Origin of the sequence: Tropicibacter sp. Alg240-R139, assembly GCF_900537075.1 — a bacterium.
Lineage (GTDB): Bacteria > Pseudomonadota > Alphaproteobacteria > Rhodobacterales > Rhodobacteraceae > Falsiruegeria.
This window is the reverse complement of the sequence record NZ_UNRA01000004.1, coordinates 30,417-44,983: the sequence shown is the minus strand read 5'-3', so window position 1 is coordinate 44,983 and position 14,567 is coordinate 30,417. Positions and strand designations below refer to the sequence as shown.

Here is a 14,567-nt window from a genome sequence, read left to right as displayed (position 1 = left end):
GCCAACAAGGGAAGGCATCCGGGGAATAATGTTGTGCACAAGTTTAAATGCTGGCAAATCAACAGATATGCCAGCATCTAATCTTAGAAATCAGTAGGTGCGCCGCCTTCGGCTTTGCGACGGGCGACAAAATCGGCCAATTCGTCGCGGATCGCTACGTCCATCGGTGGTTCCTCAAAATTGGCAACGATTTCTTTGAACATGTGATGAGCGCGTTCGGGCGTCCAGATGCCCCCGGCAGCTTCCCACCCTTCATAGTTTTTCCAATCGCTTAAGAACGGTTGATAAAAGGCCGTGGTATAGCGATCCTGGGTGTGCTGGATGCCAAAGAAATGACCGTCATTGCCGACCGCCTTGATCGCGTCCAGCGCAATATGCTCCGGCGTTGTGGCAAAGGTTTCGGGCTCAAAATACCTCTGAATCTGCTGCAGTATCTCACAATCCATGATGAATTTTTCGGGGCTGGCGATCAGCCCCCCTTCGAGCCAACCGGCCGCGTGATAGACCATGTTGGTTCCCGACTGAACGGACGCCCAAAGAGAATTCGACGTCTCCCACATCGCTTGCCCATCCGGCACATTGGCCGCGCATACGCCAGAAGACCGCATTGGCAGGCCGTAGAACCGCGCCATCTGCCCAGTCATCTGGGTGGCACGCATATATTCAGGGGTGCCAAATGCCGGCGCACCGGATTTCATGTCCACGTTTGAGGTGAACGTGCCGATCACGCAAGGGATACCAGGTCGTACATATTGGAACAGGGCAATTGCGCAGAGCGCTTCGGCCAAGGACTGCGCAACAGCCCCCGCCATGGTCACTGGCGCCATGGCACCGGCCAAGGTGAACGGTGTCACCACAATGGCCTGCCCCCGCCGCGCCAAACGCAAACACCCATCGATCATCGGGTGGTCGTGTTTGAGCGGCGAGGTCGAGTTGATGTTGGTGTACATGCGCGGTTTGGCTTGAAACTCTTTTTCTGTCAGCCCTCCGCCGATGCGCACCATCTCCATCACGTCCTCGACCCGCTCTTTGCCAAGCGAGTAGGCGTGCATCGCTTTGTCGGTGATCGTCAGCTTATCAAAAAGCACATCCAGATGACGGACGCTGGCGTGGATATCGACCGGCTCGACCGGGTAACCTCCTGCGAAGTGGATGCAATTGAAATACTGAGTCAGCTTGAGCAGATTCTGGCACATCTCGCGATTGCCAGGGACCTTTTTACCGATTTCCATGTCCCAATAGTTGGGCGGGGACGAGACATTGCCAAATAGCATGACATTGCCCCCGACGGTCAATTCACGATCCGGGTTCCGGGGCGTGATGGTGAAGGTGCTGGGTGCCTTGGTAATCATCTCCATGATCCAGTGGCGGTCAAAGCGGACAATCTCGCCGTCAACCTTGCAACCAGCTTCACGCAGAAGGCCCAAGGCCTCTTCGTTCAGAAAGGCGATCCCGATTTCCTCGAGGATGCGCATGGCGCCGTCATGGATGGCCTCTACGCCATCAGGATCCAAGGGCTCAGTGGGACGGTCCACGTTGACCGGCAAGCGCCAAGGCATCTGTTCGATCACCGCACCCCCGCGCCTGGCTGCGGCACCTGCACGGCCACCGCCGCGTCGTTTTCGTCCTGACGTGTCTGCCATGAGCCTTCTCCTCTTTGCCTTGAGAGTCAGAAGGCCCCAGTCTCGTGGGAATACGCCGCTCTGTCTGCGACAATTCTTGTCGTATTTCACGTAAGATGGGGCGCTTTGGGTGTTCGGCTTAGATGTCTAGGAGGACACGTAGTTCTCCCGCACCCGAGCGGTCCCGGCTTCGCCGACACCCCTAGCGGCTTTGGGCGTAGCGCCGGGCAAAGCCCGGCGCGGCCCCGCCAAGACGCGACTTACCGTCAGATTTGCCAACGAAGTGACAGGCGCGATCAAACGCAACCGCCGAGCGAAGCGAGGCCCGGCCCAACGGGAGGAGGTGTTTCGTCAGAAACATCGACGACGGGTGGGAGCGCCTGGCTGACTGACGCAGTTCGCCGATGTAGGATGTTACGGTTGCACACAAATGGGTTGCACCCTGCCCACCTGTGCGACGTCTTTGCCCTCACTGCGAAGACGGATTTGGAACTTTCTCCCCAAGTCATCTGGATCAGCGGGCCAGCCACTCCGCGATATGACCGATGTTCGGCAGGACCACATCCGCATGTGGCGACAAATCGTCAACTGTCGCCATTCCCGTTAGAACACCGATGGTGGTCATACCGGCAGCGCGCCCAGCCAGCAGGTCATGAGTGCTGTCCCCTACCATCGCGACCCGATCTGGTGCCATGCCCACATGCGCAGCAAAGGCCAAAAGTTGCCCAGGCCCAGGCTTGGCACCATGACCACTGTCAAACCCGGCGATGAAATCGAATTTCCCTTGCACTCCCGCCGAGGTCAGATGCGCACGCGCAGGGTGTTCCGCATCATTGGTCGCCACGCCCAGCTTGAGCCCCTTGGCGCGCATGTCATCCAAGAACGCCGCCAAAGGTACTGCCTCGGCCTGGGGTGCCCGGGCGGCTTCGTCATTGATCATGTCGACCAGTTCCTCGTGCGACATGTCGGGGAAGAAATCAGCCAACACCTCAGCCACTTCACCAGGGGTGCCTGCAATTACGATGCTGTCGGACGCGTAGCTGTTCGTTGCCATGTCGAATCCGATGGCTTGCCCTACTTCAGCCGCCCGAGCCAGATCATCGCCAGTTACCCGCAACAGGAATGCACGGGCAAAGGCCTCCCACGTGGCGGCAAAGTCAAACAGGGTGCCGTCCTTGTCAAATAGCAGAGCGTCGATAGGCATGAAAATTTCTCCGGTCTTGAGGTGTGGAAAGACCCATCTGCATCACAATGGGTCTATCAGGTCCAATGCATATCTGCAGGTCCCGCTAAAACGGCGCGCGCCTGCATCGGGTGATCGTAAGGGATTGTATTGGCATCGCAAAATGCGACGATCCAGGCATCATCCATCATCAGGAAATCAAGGACCGAGCCCAGAAACTCCGGGTTCGACACCTGCGTCTTCACGTCCGCCTGGGATGCTCCGGTAGAGCCCAGGAAAACCGGCAACAATTCGTCATTTCCGATCAGCCAACTCAACGCCTTGAGGGCCAGGGTTTGAGCGGCATCGGCGGAAAATGGCATGTCAACTCCATCATTTTCGAAGCGGAAAGGGTTTGTTAACCAGTCTCATAAACACTTTAGCAAGAATTGGAAGCAACTGTCGAAAGGCGGAAGCCGTGCAGGGAACGATCTTGATACTCGATGGTGTTGCGACGAACCGCATCATGCTCAAGGTGCAGCTTTCTGCGGCCTGGTATCACGTTGTGCAAGGTGACAGGCTCTCAGGGCTCGAGGCGCTGGTGCGGCGGGTTCAGCCGGACCTGATTCTCTGCGCCATGACCTTACCAGATGGCAGTGCGCTGGATGTGCGCGACCTGCTGCAACAGGACGAGGCCACAGCAGGTATCCCGACCATCGCGATTACGGCTGAAAACGACCGGGCATCGAGGCTCGCAGCCCTGGGCGCCGGGATCGACGACGTGCTCAGTCAACCCTATGACGATGTGATCCTGCTGGCCCGCATCCGCAGCCTGATCCGGGCCCACACCGGATCAGAGGAGCTGCGCATGCAAGGCGGATCGCAAGCGCTTGGCCTGGCCGAGGCGTCGCCACCGTTCCATGGCCCCCTGCCCACCGGCAACATCGCCCTGATCACCCAGAGCCCCGGCACCGGCGCGGTCTGGCGATCGCGCCTCAAGGGGTGCACGCGGCATCACCTGGACTTGCACAAGATCGACGACATGCAACACCTGCTGACCGAGCGTGTGCCGGATGCCATTGTGATCGAACTGTGCGACAGCATCACAGGCTTGCGCCTGTTGGCGGATCTAAGGGCGCGTGGTGTCACCCGCAATTCTGCCGTAATCGCCATCCCCAACCCGGCCAACGCGCATCTGGCCGCCGATGCGCTGGACCGGGGGGCCGACGATGTGATGCCCGCTGGATTCTGCGTCGAAGAACTGTCACTGCGCCTGGAAACCCAATTGCAGCGCAAGGCACGAGCGGATCGGTTCCGCGATACGGTGCGTGACGGGTTGCGTGCGGCGCTGATCGATCCGATGACCGGGCTGCACAACCGCCGTTTTGCCTTGCCGGAACTGGCCCGCATCGCGCGCGAGGCCTCGGCACGTGGGCAAAGTTTTGCTGTCATGATGGCCGATCTGGATCACTTCAAACAGGTCAACGACCGTTTTGGCCATGCCGCTGGTGATGCGGTTCTGATGGAAACTGCGCGCAGGCTGCAGTCACAACTGAGGTCCGATGACCTGCTGGCGCGTGTGGGCGGCGAAGAATTCATGATGGTACTGCCCAACACCACCCGACCGCAGGCGTTGGAGATGGCAGATCGGCTGTGCCAGCGGATCAACCGCGATCTGTTTCGCATTCCCGGTCAGAAGATACCGATTCCGATCACCACCAGCATTGGACTTTTTGCCATCGATGGCCAATGCCTGTCTTCCCCGTTCCACCCGCAGGACGCGCCGAACCTCTTGGCGCAAGCCGACCGGGCGCTGTACGAGGCCAAGGGTGCGGGCCGCAATCAGGTCTCTCTGATCGCGGCGGCCGCCTGACCCTAATTTTTGTGCGTCTTGCGCTGCGAAACCTCTTCGAGGCGATCCGCATAAGTTGCACGACCTTCGTCGCTCATTGATGTGATCCAGTCGAACCATTTGTCCTGGATTGAGCGGTGAAACGTTTCGCGCTGTGCCAGTTGCCGGTCCATCACGGACTCGAGCCCCTCAGCATCAAACGGAACGGCCCGCAGCGCGGTCACAATGACCCCAACATCCTTGAATCCGCCTCTGCGCCGCGTGCCATGACCCGAGCGGCTGTGCTGCCGCATCTCTTGTCGCACGTCGTCGGGCAGTGCCCGATACAGAGCCGAACCCAGGCTTCGTGGTGGCGCGCGCATGCTGTCCGGGCCGCCGAACCGCAGAGCGGCCCCAACGATTAGCCCGACAAACAGCAAGTTCACTGCCAACGAGGTGATCAGCAGGATGCGCATCCAGGGCCATTTGCGTTTGAATTGCTCGGCCAATTATCCGTCCTCCGTCAGAATTCCGGGCAGAATCCCCGTCTCATCGACACCAAAAATAAGATCCACCTCCACCTCCTGCTGATAGACAAACCCCACCGGGTCAGGAAGGAAATCCGGCGGAGCCAACCCAATCCAGACCCCAGCAGCGCAAGCCGTTGCCAAACCGCTTAGCCCCGTCCACCCACCGAGGCCCGCGCGCAGCTGCGCCCAAAGGCCGGGGCGAGCGGCAGGCTCCATCGTGGCGCGCCCAGCTTGAACCTGCGCCGCATCCGCCAACATTCGGGCCGACAATGCGTCCGGCAGGTGATCCCGCTGCGTCCGCGCATTTGCAAACATCTGTTCCAGATCCATGTCGTCAGTCATCGTCGTATCCCAGTTCTGCACGTCGTCCCGACAAGGCCGCAGTCAACGCACGTTTGCCTCGGGCGGTCAGGCTTTCGACCGCCTCGACGCTGATATCCATGATCCCCGCAATCTCAGGGTTGCTCAGTTCTTCGATGTGGCGCAGCACCACAGCCTGTCTTTGCCGATCGGGCAGCTGCATCAGTGCCTGTTGCAACGCGTCCATTCGGCTTGTGTCCTGCAAGCGTTCGGCGACGCTCGGCCCGGCGTCTTCAGGCTCTGGCACCGCGTCCAGATCGACCGACCGTTGTCGGCGTTTGATGTCCAGGCACAGGTTCAGCGTCACCCGGTACAGCCAGGTCGATACTTTTGCCCGCCCCTGTTCCCATTTGGGCGCCACCCGCCACAGCCGCATCATCGCTTCTTGCGCCACGTCCTCGGCCTCGGCCCGGTTGCCCAGCACACGCAGCGCCACGGCATAGGTCCGTGGCCCAAGCCGCGTGGTCAAATCGCGGGCTGCCTGCCCATCCCCATTGGCGAAAAGCACCAGCAATGCATCATCGCATGGCGCGTCATTGGGCGCGTCAATGGGTTGGGTCACGGCGGTGTTCCCGCCGTGACTTGAAAGCGGTATAGAGGCAAAATCCTCCACTCCGGATCAGTCTTGATCCTGGTGACCACGTTTCTTGCGATGCTCCTTCATACGCTCGCGGGCTTCGGCAAATTCCGCCTCGGAAATGCCGCCGCTGCCATCGGTGTCCATACGGTCAAAGACCTTGCCCGCCCGACGCGGTTTCGGCAACTCTTCGGCGTCCAGAAAGCCGTCATTATTGGCATCGTGACGCTCGAACATCTTGTTCGCACGCTTGGCCGCACGTTCCTGCCCCTTGGCGGTTGCTTCCTGAAGGCTCAGCTTGCCGTCGCCATCGGTGTCGGCCTTGGCAAAGCGCGCGGTGCGGTGCGCTTCCATTTCTGCTTTCGAGATTTCACCGTTTCCATCTGCGTCCAACTCTTGAAACGTTGCATGCGACCCTTTGGCCAGAACCGCAGTACCCGCAACACCTGCCGCCGCAATCACCACTGCCGCGATAAAACCTGCATGTTTCATTTCCGATAATCCTTTACTCGGACGGCGACCCCGTGTCGCCGATCATGCAAATCAAACGCAGGAGCCTGCGCATTCCGTCGCTGCTTGCACATTTTTTCGATCATGTGCCTGTTGATCCCGTATAGTGAGTTTGTGGACACAATTAGCGACACGGCGCCACCTGGACACATTGCTCTCTTTGCGACGACCCAGAAGCGACCCGCAACATAGGGTAACCTCAAACGTGCTATGGATTGAGTGACAAAGGTATGACCGACCAGCCAGCCAACACACCCGCGGATCGCCCCACCTGGCCGGCCTTGTTCAACGGGTTTCGACGCAAATGCCCCAACTGCGGCAAGGGCAGGTTGTTGCATAGCTACCTCAAAGTGAACAATCAGTGCCCAGAATGTGGGCAAGAGTTGTTTCATCACCGGGCGGACGACGGTCCTGCTTACCTGACCATTTTGATTGTCGGTCATTTGATGGCCCCGTCACTGCATTTCACCTTTGTTCAGTATCGGCCGGAACCTTTGACGCTTTTTGCCATCTTTGCCCTTGGTTGTCTGTCGCTGTCACTCTACCTTCTTCCCAGATTAAAAGGAGCGATCGTGGCCTATCAATGGGCCAGACGCATGCACGGGTTCGGGAAATCCGGCTGATCATTCGAATACGTGAGGGGACATGAGCACTACAGGCAGCATAGATAAAACCGCGATCCGCAATGCGGCTACGGTGATCGTTTTACGCGATCGTTTGAACAACCCATCCATCCTGATGGGTCAACGCGGCGCAAAGGCCGCCTTCATGCCCAACAAGTTCGTCTTTCCCGGCGGTGCAGTGGATGCCGGGGATGCAGGCATTTCCCTAGCCACGCCATTGCCCGAAGTGTGCGACAACCGCCTGCGCGATGATGCGCCTGACGGGTTACAACACCCGCTGGCTGTGGCGGCAATCCGCGAGCTGTGGGAAGAGACCGGGCTGGTTTTAGGCACGCGTGGTACGTGGGATGGCAACGTACCTGCGGATTGGGAAACCTTTGCCGCCACCGGCCATTTGCCGTCAGCGCAGAGCCTGCAATTCGTGTTTCGCGCCCTGACCCCTCCGGGTCGTCCCCGCCGGTTTGATGCGCGGTTCTTTCTGGTCGATGCTGATGATATCCAGGGCGATCTGGATGACTTCACCCATGCTTCGGACGAGCTGTCTCATCTGCAATGGATCAAACTGACCGAAGCCCGCCAGTTCGACCTGCCGTTCATCACCGAGGTGGTTCTGGCCGAAGTCGCCGGTCGCGTCCAGGACCGCAACCCGCCTGAATCGGTGCCCTATTTCCATAACAACGAAGAGGCCAGCCTGTTCCTGCGCTTACGTGGTTATCCAATGCCCGATCATCCCTGACCGGAACCGATGCACAAGGTCAGCCTACGGTGTAAACAGGCAACGGGGTGCTCCCGCCCGTTGTCGATATTCCTGACGCAACATCTCCTCCCGTTGGGCCGGGCACTGCGCTTTGCGCAGTGCCCGGCCCAAAGCCGCTAACGGTGCCGACGAAGTCGGGATCGCTCGGGTGCGGGAGCCCCCCGAAGTTAATTGAAGTTCTGCAGGCAGACGAAAGCGATCTAGATCGCAACCACCAATGCCAGGATTGAAAGCCCTAGCATGGCAATCCCGGCGATCTCTCGGCCAGTGATCTTTTCACGGAAGAACAGCACCGACGCCATCAGGCTGAAAATCAGCTCAATTTGACCAAGCGCTTTGACGTAGGCCGCGTTCTGCAACGTGAACGCCAAAAACCAGCAGAACGACCCGCCCATGCTGGTCAGCCCGACAAACAGCCCTGTATTCCTTGTCTCCCACACCGCGCGTAATTCGGCTCGATCTCGCCACGCAAGCCAGACTGCCATGGCGACCATCTGAAAGCTGGTGACTGCGGCCAATGTTATCCCCGCCCTAAAAGCAGGCTCCAGATCGCCCAATTGCAGCGAGGCCCCGCGATAGCTGACGGCCGAAAAGGCAAAAAGCACGCCTGACCCCAGCCCAAGCACCGACGCGCGATTGGTCAGATGCGCCCACCATTTACCATCGCCGCCGGGTGTCTTGGACAACAGGAGCACCGCCAGCAATCCGATCAGGATGGCCCCCCCTCCCCAGAGCGACACTCCCTCTCCCAACACGATCAATCCGACAATTGCGGTCTGGATCACCTCGGTCTTCTTGAACGTGATGCCAACGGCAAAGTTGCGTTGTTTGAACAACGACACCACACAGATAGTGGCCAGAATTTGCGCCGTCCCACCGACAACGACAAATCCCCAAAACACCGGTTCCAGCGGCGGCAAGTCACGCCCGCTGATCAACAGATAGGCCAGCAGCCCGGCAACCACCAAAGGCGCAGAATAGGCAAAGCGCGCAAAGGTCGCCCCCGCTGCAGACAGCTTCACGGTGCTGAGCGATTTTTGCAACATGAACCGCACCGTTTGAAAAGCGGCGGCGGCAAGGGTGACGGGAATCCACAAACTCATGTCGCCCCGTATGGCCCGGATTTACTCGGCAGGCCAGAGTGGATGCGGCACGGGATCCTTGGGCTTCAAGAAGTAGCGTCGAAAAACCTCAGCGTACGAGCGATAGACATACCCCTCGTTGCAGTCGAGGTAACGGTTCTTGTCGGCCCGATACAGCGCGGGCAATCGATACCATGGTGCTTGTGGATTCATGTGATGAACCACGTGCAGGTTGTTGTTTAAAAACAGAAATGCCAACAACCCTCGGTCCTCGATCACAACTGTGCGAGCACGCGATTTTTCGTGTGCGCGGTGCTCCAGGAATGTACGTATCTTGACCAGCCCCAACCCGATGTAGGCCGACAGCGTCCAAGCCCAGACAGGCATCGCCGATTGCCCCACGACCCACAGGACAGCAGCCACACCTGGCAGATGCAACGCCCAAGCCAGCCAAATCGCCCGATCCCCGCGCGCCGCGCCGCGCAACTCCTCCAGAGTGAAACAGATCTGCCCGATCAGCGGCCCCAGCACGATCCGCCCCAGCATCGTGTTGTTGATGGAATAGAGTACTCGCTTCCAACCCGGCATGGCATTCCACACCACAGGGTCCTGATAGTTCGATTCCGGGTCGTCATACGGATCGGTCAGGTTCGAATCCAAGTGATGTGCCAGATGCTGGTCACGAAAGCGGTTGTAGGAGATGAAAAGCGTCAGCGGCAAAGCCAGCAGTGCTTCGTTAAGCCATTTGGTGCGGAATGGGTGCCCGTGCAGCGCCTCATGTGTCAATGACGAATGCATCGCCGCAACCACGCCGCCGACAAATATTGCCACCAGAACTGACAATTGCGCCAACAAAAAAATGACGACTGCCCAAGCGACATAGCAGGCGATGATCAAAATGAATGTGCCCCACTCGGGGGTCTTGGCTGGCTCGCGCGACTCCTCAGGCATTGCGGCCCCAGCGGATACCAGCCCAAACGCGTTCATAGATCAGGTACAACGTCAGGCCGATGGCCGTGTTGACAAGGGCCAATGTTCCGCCGATGGCAGCCGAGCCGGTGGCGATCAGCCCCACCAGTGTCATCATGACCAACCCCATCAAGTTCCAGATCACCGCCTTGACCAGGGATCTTTGCCGCGTTTCCATTCTGCCTCCGTATTTTCCGTTTTTTGGTAATCACTGATTTGCTACGCGGGCTGCGGTCAGTTGAGAATTCTGAATATGATTAACAAAACTCAGCATCTGTGATATTTATCACCACATGATTGAAAAAATTGACAAACGCATTCGCGCCGCCCAATTCCGCTTGCGCATGGCCAAGGCGATGGAGGACGGAAAGGTCAGTCAAAGTGCGCTTGCACGATTGGTCGGCGTCGACCGATCGACAATTTCGCAGCTGTTGACTGACGACGGAGCCCGTCTGCCTAACGCCCACGTGGTGGGTGCCTGCGCCAGTGCTCTTGGTGTTTCTGCGGACTGGCTCCTCAGCCTCTCTGACCGCCCCGAAAGCGCGGCTGAACTGCTGGCCGGATCGCTCAGCCTGACCGAAGCGCCCCGCGCGCTGGTGGATGAACGTATCTTTGACTGGCATCAGCAGGCGGCCGGCTACAAGATCCGCTATGTCCCGGCTGCTTTGCCTGACATGCTCAAAACGCGCGCGTTGTTGGAATGGGAATATTCACCCCATCTGGGGCGCACAGCGGATCAGGCTATCGGCGCTTCCGAGGACCGCCTGACCTGGATGCGCAGCGCGCAATCCGATTATGAAATCGCCATGCCACTCTACGAAATTCACAGCTTTGCCCATGCCACCGGCTATTATCATGGGCTATCGCTGGAAGTGAGATTGGAACAAATCGACCATTTTCTATCGCTCACCGAGCAGCTCTATCCGCGCCTACGCGTCTATCTCTTTGACGCCAAGCGGCTTTACTCGGCACCCGTCACGATCTTTGGCCCGTTGATGTGCGTGTTTTACGCCGGCGGTCATTACATGGCCTTCCGCGACAAGGACCGGATCGAAACATTTTCCCGCCATTTCGACACGCTGGTGCGCGAGGCCGATCTAACCGCGCGCCACTTCCCCACACACCTCAGGCAATTGCGCGCCGCCATCAGCGGCACATGACCCATGGCCCGCAGGGCCATTCAGGCTCAGCGAAGCTGAGCTAGGAAAAGCACGCGCCCGGCAACGCTGGACGCGCCCTCATATCTTGGGGTCGGGGTTGACCGTGTGCCCGTCGACGGCGATCACCTGTCCCGACACCAATCGCGCCGCATCGGAGGCCAGGAACACCGCCATCGCACCAATATCTCGCCCTTCGATGAAAGAACCCATTGAGGTGCCCGAGGCATACCCCGCGTAGACCTCATCTCGGGTCATGCCTTTGGCCGCTGCTTCGCGCTCCATCACGCCTTCGATCCGCGGGCCTTCGACTGACCCCGGACAGATCACGTTACAACGCACCCCACGCGGCCCAAGCTCCATGGCCAGCGTCTTGCCCAAACCAACCATGCCCCATTTCGCCGCTGCATAAGGTGCGCGGTTGGGATAGCCGTATTGCCCTGCCGTAGACGACGTGATCAGAACGCAGCCGCTCCCCTGCCGTTTCAGCATCGGCGCCGCGTATTTCGAACACAGGAAAGCCCCCTCGAGGTTGACCGCCAGACATGCCCGCCACGCGTCCAGTTCCACGTCCTCGACCAAGGCCGTCGGTCCCGCGATCCCTGCATTGGCGCAGAGCACATCCAAGCCCCCCCAAGCGGCCTCAACCTCGGCAAACCACGCCGCAACCGACGCCTCGTCTGCTACGTTCACTTCACTGCGTTGCCAGTCTTGAGGGCAGACAGCCAAAGCAGCGACATCCACATCCGCCACCCATACTTGCGCACCGGCCTCGGCAAATGCCTCAGCCACGGCGCGCCCAACTCCGGACGCGCCAGCGGTAATTAGAACCCTTTTTTTATTTTCGGGGTTCATGCAGGTTTGCGGATCGCGTTGCCCGCTCCCTCAGGATACGGCAACTCAGCTTGACCTTCAGCAATCCGTGCCATCGCGGTTTCAATCGCGTCGGACGGTGCGCAGGGCCGCCGTGTGTCCAGGCTCACATGCAGTAGGAAGCTCTCGCCTGTTGCCAGCAATGTGTCGCCCTCATACATCGAGTGGAACAGATGCAACTTCTTGCCTGCGCCAAGCAGCATCTGGGTCCGTACTGCAATCCTGGCTCCTGCATGGGTTTCGTCGATATGGCGGATGTGTGTCTCGGCGGTGAAATAGCTGCCACCCGAAGAAATGTAGTCCGAATCGCAACCGATGATCTCCATGAACCGGTCAGTGGAGTTGGCAAAGGCCTCCAGATACTTAGACTCGGTCATGTGACCGTTGTAGTCGGTCCAATCCAACGGCACCGCGCGGCTTAGCGTCAAGATGGGCTGGCTTAGGTCCGCCTCGTCCAACGTCGGAAGCGCGCCAGGTTTCAGCGCCGCATCATAGGCGTTCAACACCGCCCCTGCGCCCCAGTTCTGCGCCTTGAGCGCGCGCATCATGCCCACCAGGTTGTTGTCTCGAATACGTTCAAGCTCGCGGATCGAGTGCATTCCCGATTGCGCATCCGACTGACCAGCGATCAAGTCGACCAACTCGTCGGTGAATTCAGGCACATCCATCAGTTTGGTCCAGGGCCATTCCAAAGCCGGACCGAACTGTGCCATGAAATGCTTCATGCCAGCCTCGCCGCCCGCGACGCGATAGGTCTCGAACAGGCCCATCTGCGCCCACCGGATGCCAAACCCCATGCGGATCGCCTCGTCGATCTCTTCGGTCGTGGCAATGCCGTCCTTGACCAGCCACAACGCCTCGCGCCAGACGGCCTCCAGGAAACGATCAGCAATATGCGCGTCGATTTCTTTCTTGACGTGCAACGGGAAGAACCCCACCGATTTCAACAGGTCCTGCGTCTTGGCAACAAACTCGGCACTGTTGGCCTTGGTCGGGACGACCTCGATCAGCGGCAGCAGATAAACCGGGTTGAACGGATGCGTCACAACGATCTGCTCGGACCGCAGTGCGCCCTCTTGCAGCTCTGACGGCTTGAACCCACTGGTCGACGATCCAATGATCGCGCCCGGATCACAGGCCTCTTGCAGCCCCCTGTAGACCTTCAGTTTCATATCCAGCCGTTCCGGCACGCTTTCCTGAATCCAATCAGCGCCCTGAACGGCGTCGGCCATTTCAGCGTGAAAGGTCAAAGCGCCTTCAGGCGGGAGCGGCGCATCGCTCAACCCCGGCAGCGAACGGCGGGCGTTGCCCAGAACCTCGCCAATCTTTCGCTGGGCTTCGGGATCCGGGTCGAACACCCGCACGTTCCAACCGTTAAGCAGGAACCGTGCGGCCCATCCGCCACCGATTACACCACCACCGATGATCGCTGCTGTTTTCATCTGTCAGCTCCAAATAGTACCCGCCGCGCAGCGGCGAAAAAGGGGTGGGTGGGCGGGCCCACCACCCCGATAAGCCCCACACACGAGGCTAGTTTATTTCGCGACAGGCGCCCGTTTCACCAGACCCAGCTTCTCGCGCACCTCTTGCGGCCCAATGACCCGCGCGCCCATGTTCTCGATGATCGATCCTGCGCGTTCCACCAACTGCCAGTTCTCGGCCAAAACGCCCTTTTCCAGCCACAGGTTGTCTTCCAGACCTACGCGCACGTTGCCGCCTGCCAAAACGGCCGCTGCGACATAGGCCATCTCGTTGCGGCCCAGCGAGAACGCCGAGAACGTCCAGTTGTCCGGCACATTGTTGACCATCGCCATGAATGTGTTCAGGTCATCGGGTGCCCCCCACGGCACGCCCATGCACAGCTGCACCAAAGCGTTGGGTTCCAGAATCCCCTCTTTCACCAACTGCTTGGCAAACCAAAGATGGCCGGTGTCAAAAGCTTCAATCTCGGGCTTTACGCCCAGATCAGTCATCATCTGCCCCATGGCGCGCAACGCCCCAGGGGTGTTGGTCATGACATAATCAGCCTCGGCAAAGTTCATCGTGCCGCAATCCAGTGTGCAGATTTCGGGCAGACATTCGGCGATATGCGCGACCCGCTCAGAAGCGCCAACCAGATCGGTGCCCGCCTCGGCCAAAGGCAACGGATTCTCGATCCCCCCGAACACCATGTCACCGCCCATACCGGCGGTCAGGTTCAAAACCATGTCCACGTCAGCGTCGCGAATACGGTCCGTGACTTCGCGGAACATGCCCAGATCGCGCGAGGGCGCGCCGGTTTCCGGATCCCGCACATGGCAGTGAACAACGGCCGCGCCAGCCTTGGCCGCAGCAATCGCGTTGTCGGCGATTTGCTTGGGCGATCGGGGCACATGAGGACTGCGATCTTGCGTCCCGCCCGAGCCGGTCACGGCGCAGGTGATGAAGACGTCGCGGTTCATTTCCAAAGGCATTTGTGTTTTCCCTTCGATTTACCGTCTTATACCTGCGCTTATCCCCAGGCTTGTCCACGGA

Annotated in this window: 17 protein-coding genes; 4 read left to right on the top strand and 13 right to left on the bottom strand. The window is 59.3% G+C overall.

The genetic code is table 11. From position 1 onward, the window contains the following. Positions 1–83: 83 nt before the first annotated feature. From G6R15_RS15935 to G6R15_RS15920, 3 genes are all read right to left on the bottom strand, one after another. Positions 84–1,643, bottom strand: a complete 1,560-nt coding sequence (locus tag G6R15_RS15935; protein ID WP_164660975.1) for a trimethylamine methyltransferase family protein — start codon at positions 1,641–1,643, stop codon at positions 84–86. A 493-nt stretch (positions 1,644–2,136) separates the two neighbouring features. Further along, a complete protein-coding gene (locus G6R15_RS15925; protein WP_164660973.1) occupies positions 2,137–2,826 on the bottom strand; it encodes an HAD family hydrolase in 690 nt (229 codons plus the stop codon). A 56-nt stretch (positions 2,827–2,882) separates the two neighbouring features. After that, entirely contained in the window at positions 2,883–3,167 is a 285-nt protein-coding gene (locus tag G6R15_RS15920; protein WP_164660972.1) for a DUF3572 domain-containing protein, read from the bottom strand. Positions 3,168–3,262: 95 nt separating this feature from the next. Here G6R15_RS15920 and G6R15_RS15915 point away from each other — a divergent pair, with 95 nt between their 5' ends. Then, on the top strand, positions 3,263–4,657 hold the full coding sequence (locus G6R15_RS15915) for a diguanylate cyclase (protein WP_164660971.1): 1,395 nt from the start codon (positions 3,263–3,265) through the stop codon (positions 4,655–4,657). A 2-nt stretch (positions 4,658–4,659) separates the two neighbouring features. Here G6R15_RS15915 and G6R15_RS15910 read toward each other — a convergent pair whose 3' ends face one another. Genes G6R15_RS15910 through G6R15_RS15895 form a run of 4 tightly spaced genes read right to left on the bottom strand, consistent with a single transcriptional unit; the run spans position 4,660 to position 6,574 of the window. Then, positions 4,660–5,124, bottom strand: a complete 465-nt coding sequence (locus G6R15_RS15910) for a periplasmic heavy metal sensor (protein ID WP_164660970.1) — start codon at positions 5,122–5,124, stop codon at positions 4,660–4,662. Then, positions 5,125–5,487 (bottom strand): hypothetical protein, encoded by a 363-nt coding sequence (locus G6R15_RS15905; protein WP_164660969.1) that lies wholly within the window; start codon positions 5,485–5,487, stop codon positions 5,125–5,127. It abuts the gene before it with no gap. Then, positions 5,480–6,067, bottom strand: a complete 588-nt coding sequence (locus G6R15_RS15900) for an RNA polymerase sigma factor (RefSeq protein ID WP_164660968.1) — start codon at positions 6,065–6,067, stop codon at positions 5,480–5,482. Before G6R15_RS15900 ends, G6R15_RS15905 begins: the two co-directional genes overlap by 8 nt. 57 nt (positions 6,068–6,124) lie before the next feature. Further along, a complete protein-coding gene (locus G6R15_RS15895; protein ID WP_164660967.1) occupies positions 6,125–6,574 on the bottom strand; it encodes an EF-hand domain-containing protein in 450 nt (149 codons plus the stop codon). A 248-nt stretch (positions 6,575–6,822) separates the two neighbouring features. Between G6R15_RS15895 and G6R15_RS15890 the strand changes: the two genes are divergently transcribed. Beyond that, positions 6,823–7,215 carry a DUF983 domain-containing protein gene (locus tag G6R15_RS15890; protein WP_164660966.1) on the top strand — a complete coding sequence of 131 codons (393 nt, stop codon included), beginning with the start codon at positions 6,823–6,825 and terminating at the stop codon, positions 7,213–7,215. Positions 7,216–7,237: 22 nt separating this feature from the next. Then, positions 7,238–7,951 carry an NUDIX hydrolase gene (locus tag G6R15_RS15885; protein WP_164660965.1) on the top strand — a complete coding sequence of 238 codons (714 nt, stop codon included), beginning with the start codon at positions 7,238–7,240 and terminating at the stop codon, positions 7,949–7,951. A 221-nt stretch (positions 7,952–8,172) separates the two neighbouring features. Here G6R15_RS15885 and G6R15_RS15880 read toward each other — a convergent pair whose 3' ends face one another. Genes G6R15_RS15880 through G6R15_RS15870 form a run of 3 tightly spaced genes read right to left on the bottom strand, consistent with a single transcriptional unit; the run spans position 8,173 to position 10,201 of the window. Further along, positions 8,173–9,075, bottom strand: coding sequence for a DMT family transporter (locus G6R15_RS15880; protein WP_164660964.1), 903 nt, complete (start codon positions 9,073–9,075; stop codon positions 8,173–8,175). Positions 9,076–9,096: 21 nt separating this feature from the next. Further along, positions 9,097–10,005, bottom strand: a complete 909-nt coding sequence (locus G6R15_RS15875) for a fatty acid desaturase (RefSeq protein WP_164660963.1) — start codon at positions 10,003–10,005, stop codon at positions 9,097–9,099. Then, a complete protein-coding gene (locus G6R15_RS15870; RefSeq protein ID WP_164660962.1) occupies positions 9,998–10,201 on the bottom strand; it encodes a DUF2061 domain-containing protein in 204 nt (67 codons plus the stop codon). Before G6R15_RS15870 ends, G6R15_RS15875 begins: the two co-directional genes overlap by 8 nt. A 115-nt stretch (positions 10,202–10,316) precedes the next feature. Between G6R15_RS15870 and G6R15_RS15865 the strand changes: the two genes are divergently transcribed. Beyond that, positions 10,317–11,183: a helix-turn-helix domain-containing protein gene (locus tag G6R15_RS15865; protein ID WP_164660961.1), complete on the top strand. Its 867-nt coding sequence runs from the start codon at positions 10,317–10,319 to the stop codon at positions 11,181–11,183. Between the two features lie 78 nt (positions 11,184–11,261). Here the strand turns inward: G6R15_RS15865 and G6R15_RS15860 are convergent, their stop codons facing one another. From G6R15_RS15860 to G6R15_RS15850, 3 genes are all read right to left on the bottom strand, one after another. After that, positions 11,262–12,035, bottom strand: coding sequence for an SDR family oxidoreductase (locus G6R15_RS15860; protein ID WP_164660960.1), 774 nt, complete (start codon positions 12,033–12,035; stop codon positions 11,262–11,264). Next, entirely contained in the window at positions 12,032–13,495 is a 1,464-nt protein-coding gene (locus tag G6R15_RS15855; RefSeq protein ID WP_164660959.1) for a carnitine 3-dehydrogenase, read from the bottom strand. Before G6R15_RS15855 ends, G6R15_RS15860 begins: the two co-directional genes overlap by 4 nt. A gap of 93 nt (positions 13,496–13,588) precedes the next feature. Next, on the bottom strand, positions 13,589–14,506 hold the full coding sequence (locus G6R15_RS15850) for a 3-keto-5-aminohexanoate cleavage protein (RefSeq protein WP_164660958.1): 918 nt from the start codon (positions 14,504–14,506) through the stop codon (positions 13,589–13,591). Positions 14,507–14,567 lie beyond the last annotated feature (61 nt).

Bases quoted from the DNA above. Each gene is read 5' to 3' on its own strand.
- G6R15_RS15935 (WP_164660975.1), bottom strand. From the start codon at position 1,643: ATGGCAGACACGTCAGGACGAAAACGACGCGGCGGTGGCCGTGCAGGT.
- G6R15_RS15925 (WP_164660973.1), bottom strand. From the start codon at position 2,826: ATGCCTATCGACGCTCTGCTATTTGACAAGGACGGCACCCTGTTTGAC.
- G6R15_RS15920 (WP_164660972.1), bottom strand. From the start codon at position 3,167: ATGCCATTTTCCGCCGATGCCGCTCAAACCCTGGCCCTCAAGGCGTTG.
- G6R15_RS15905 (WP_164660969.1), bottom strand. From the start codon at position 5,487: ATGACTGACGACATGGATCTGGAACAGATGTTTGCAAATGCGCGGACG.
- G6R15_RS15895 (WP_164660967.1), bottom strand. From the start codon at position 6,574: ATGAAACATGCAGGTTTTATCGCGGCAGTGGTGATTGCGGCGGCAGGT.
- G6R15_RS15890 (WP_164660966.1), top strand. From the start codon at position 6,823: ATGACCGACCAGCCAGCCAACACACCCGCGGATCGCCCCACCTGGCCG.
- G6R15_RS15885 (WP_164660965.1), top strand. From the start codon at position 7,238: ATGAGCACTACAGGCAGCATAGATAAAACCGCGATCCGCAATGCGGCT.
- G6R15_RS15880 (WP_164660964.1), bottom strand. From the start codon at position 9,075: ATGAGTTTGTGGATTCCCGTCACCCTTGCCGCCGCCGCTTTTCAAACG.
- G6R15_RS15875 (WP_164660963.1), bottom strand. From the start codon at position 10,005: ATGCCTGAGGAGTCGCGCGAGCCAGCCAAGACCCCCGAGTGGGGCACA.
- G6R15_RS15870 (WP_164660962.1), bottom strand. From the start codon at position 10,201: ATGGAAACGCGGCAAAGATCCCTGGTCAAGGCGGTGATCTGGAACTTG.
- G6R15_RS15865 (WP_164660961.1), top strand. From the start codon at position 10,317: ATGATTGAAAAAATTGACAAACGCATTCGCGCCGCCCAATTCCGCTTG.
- G6R15_RS15860 (WP_164660960.1), bottom strand. From the start codon at position 12,035: ATGAACCCCGAAAATAAAAAAAGGGTTCTAATTACCGCTGGCGCGTCC.
- G6R15_RS15855 (WP_164660959.1), bottom strand. From the start codon at position 13,495: ATGAAAACAGCAGCGATCATCGGTGGTGGTGTAATCGGTGGCGGATGG.
- G6R15_RS15850 (WP_164660958.1), bottom strand. From the start codon at position 14,506: ATGCCTTTGGAAATGAACCGCGACGTCTTCATCACCTGCGCCGTGACC.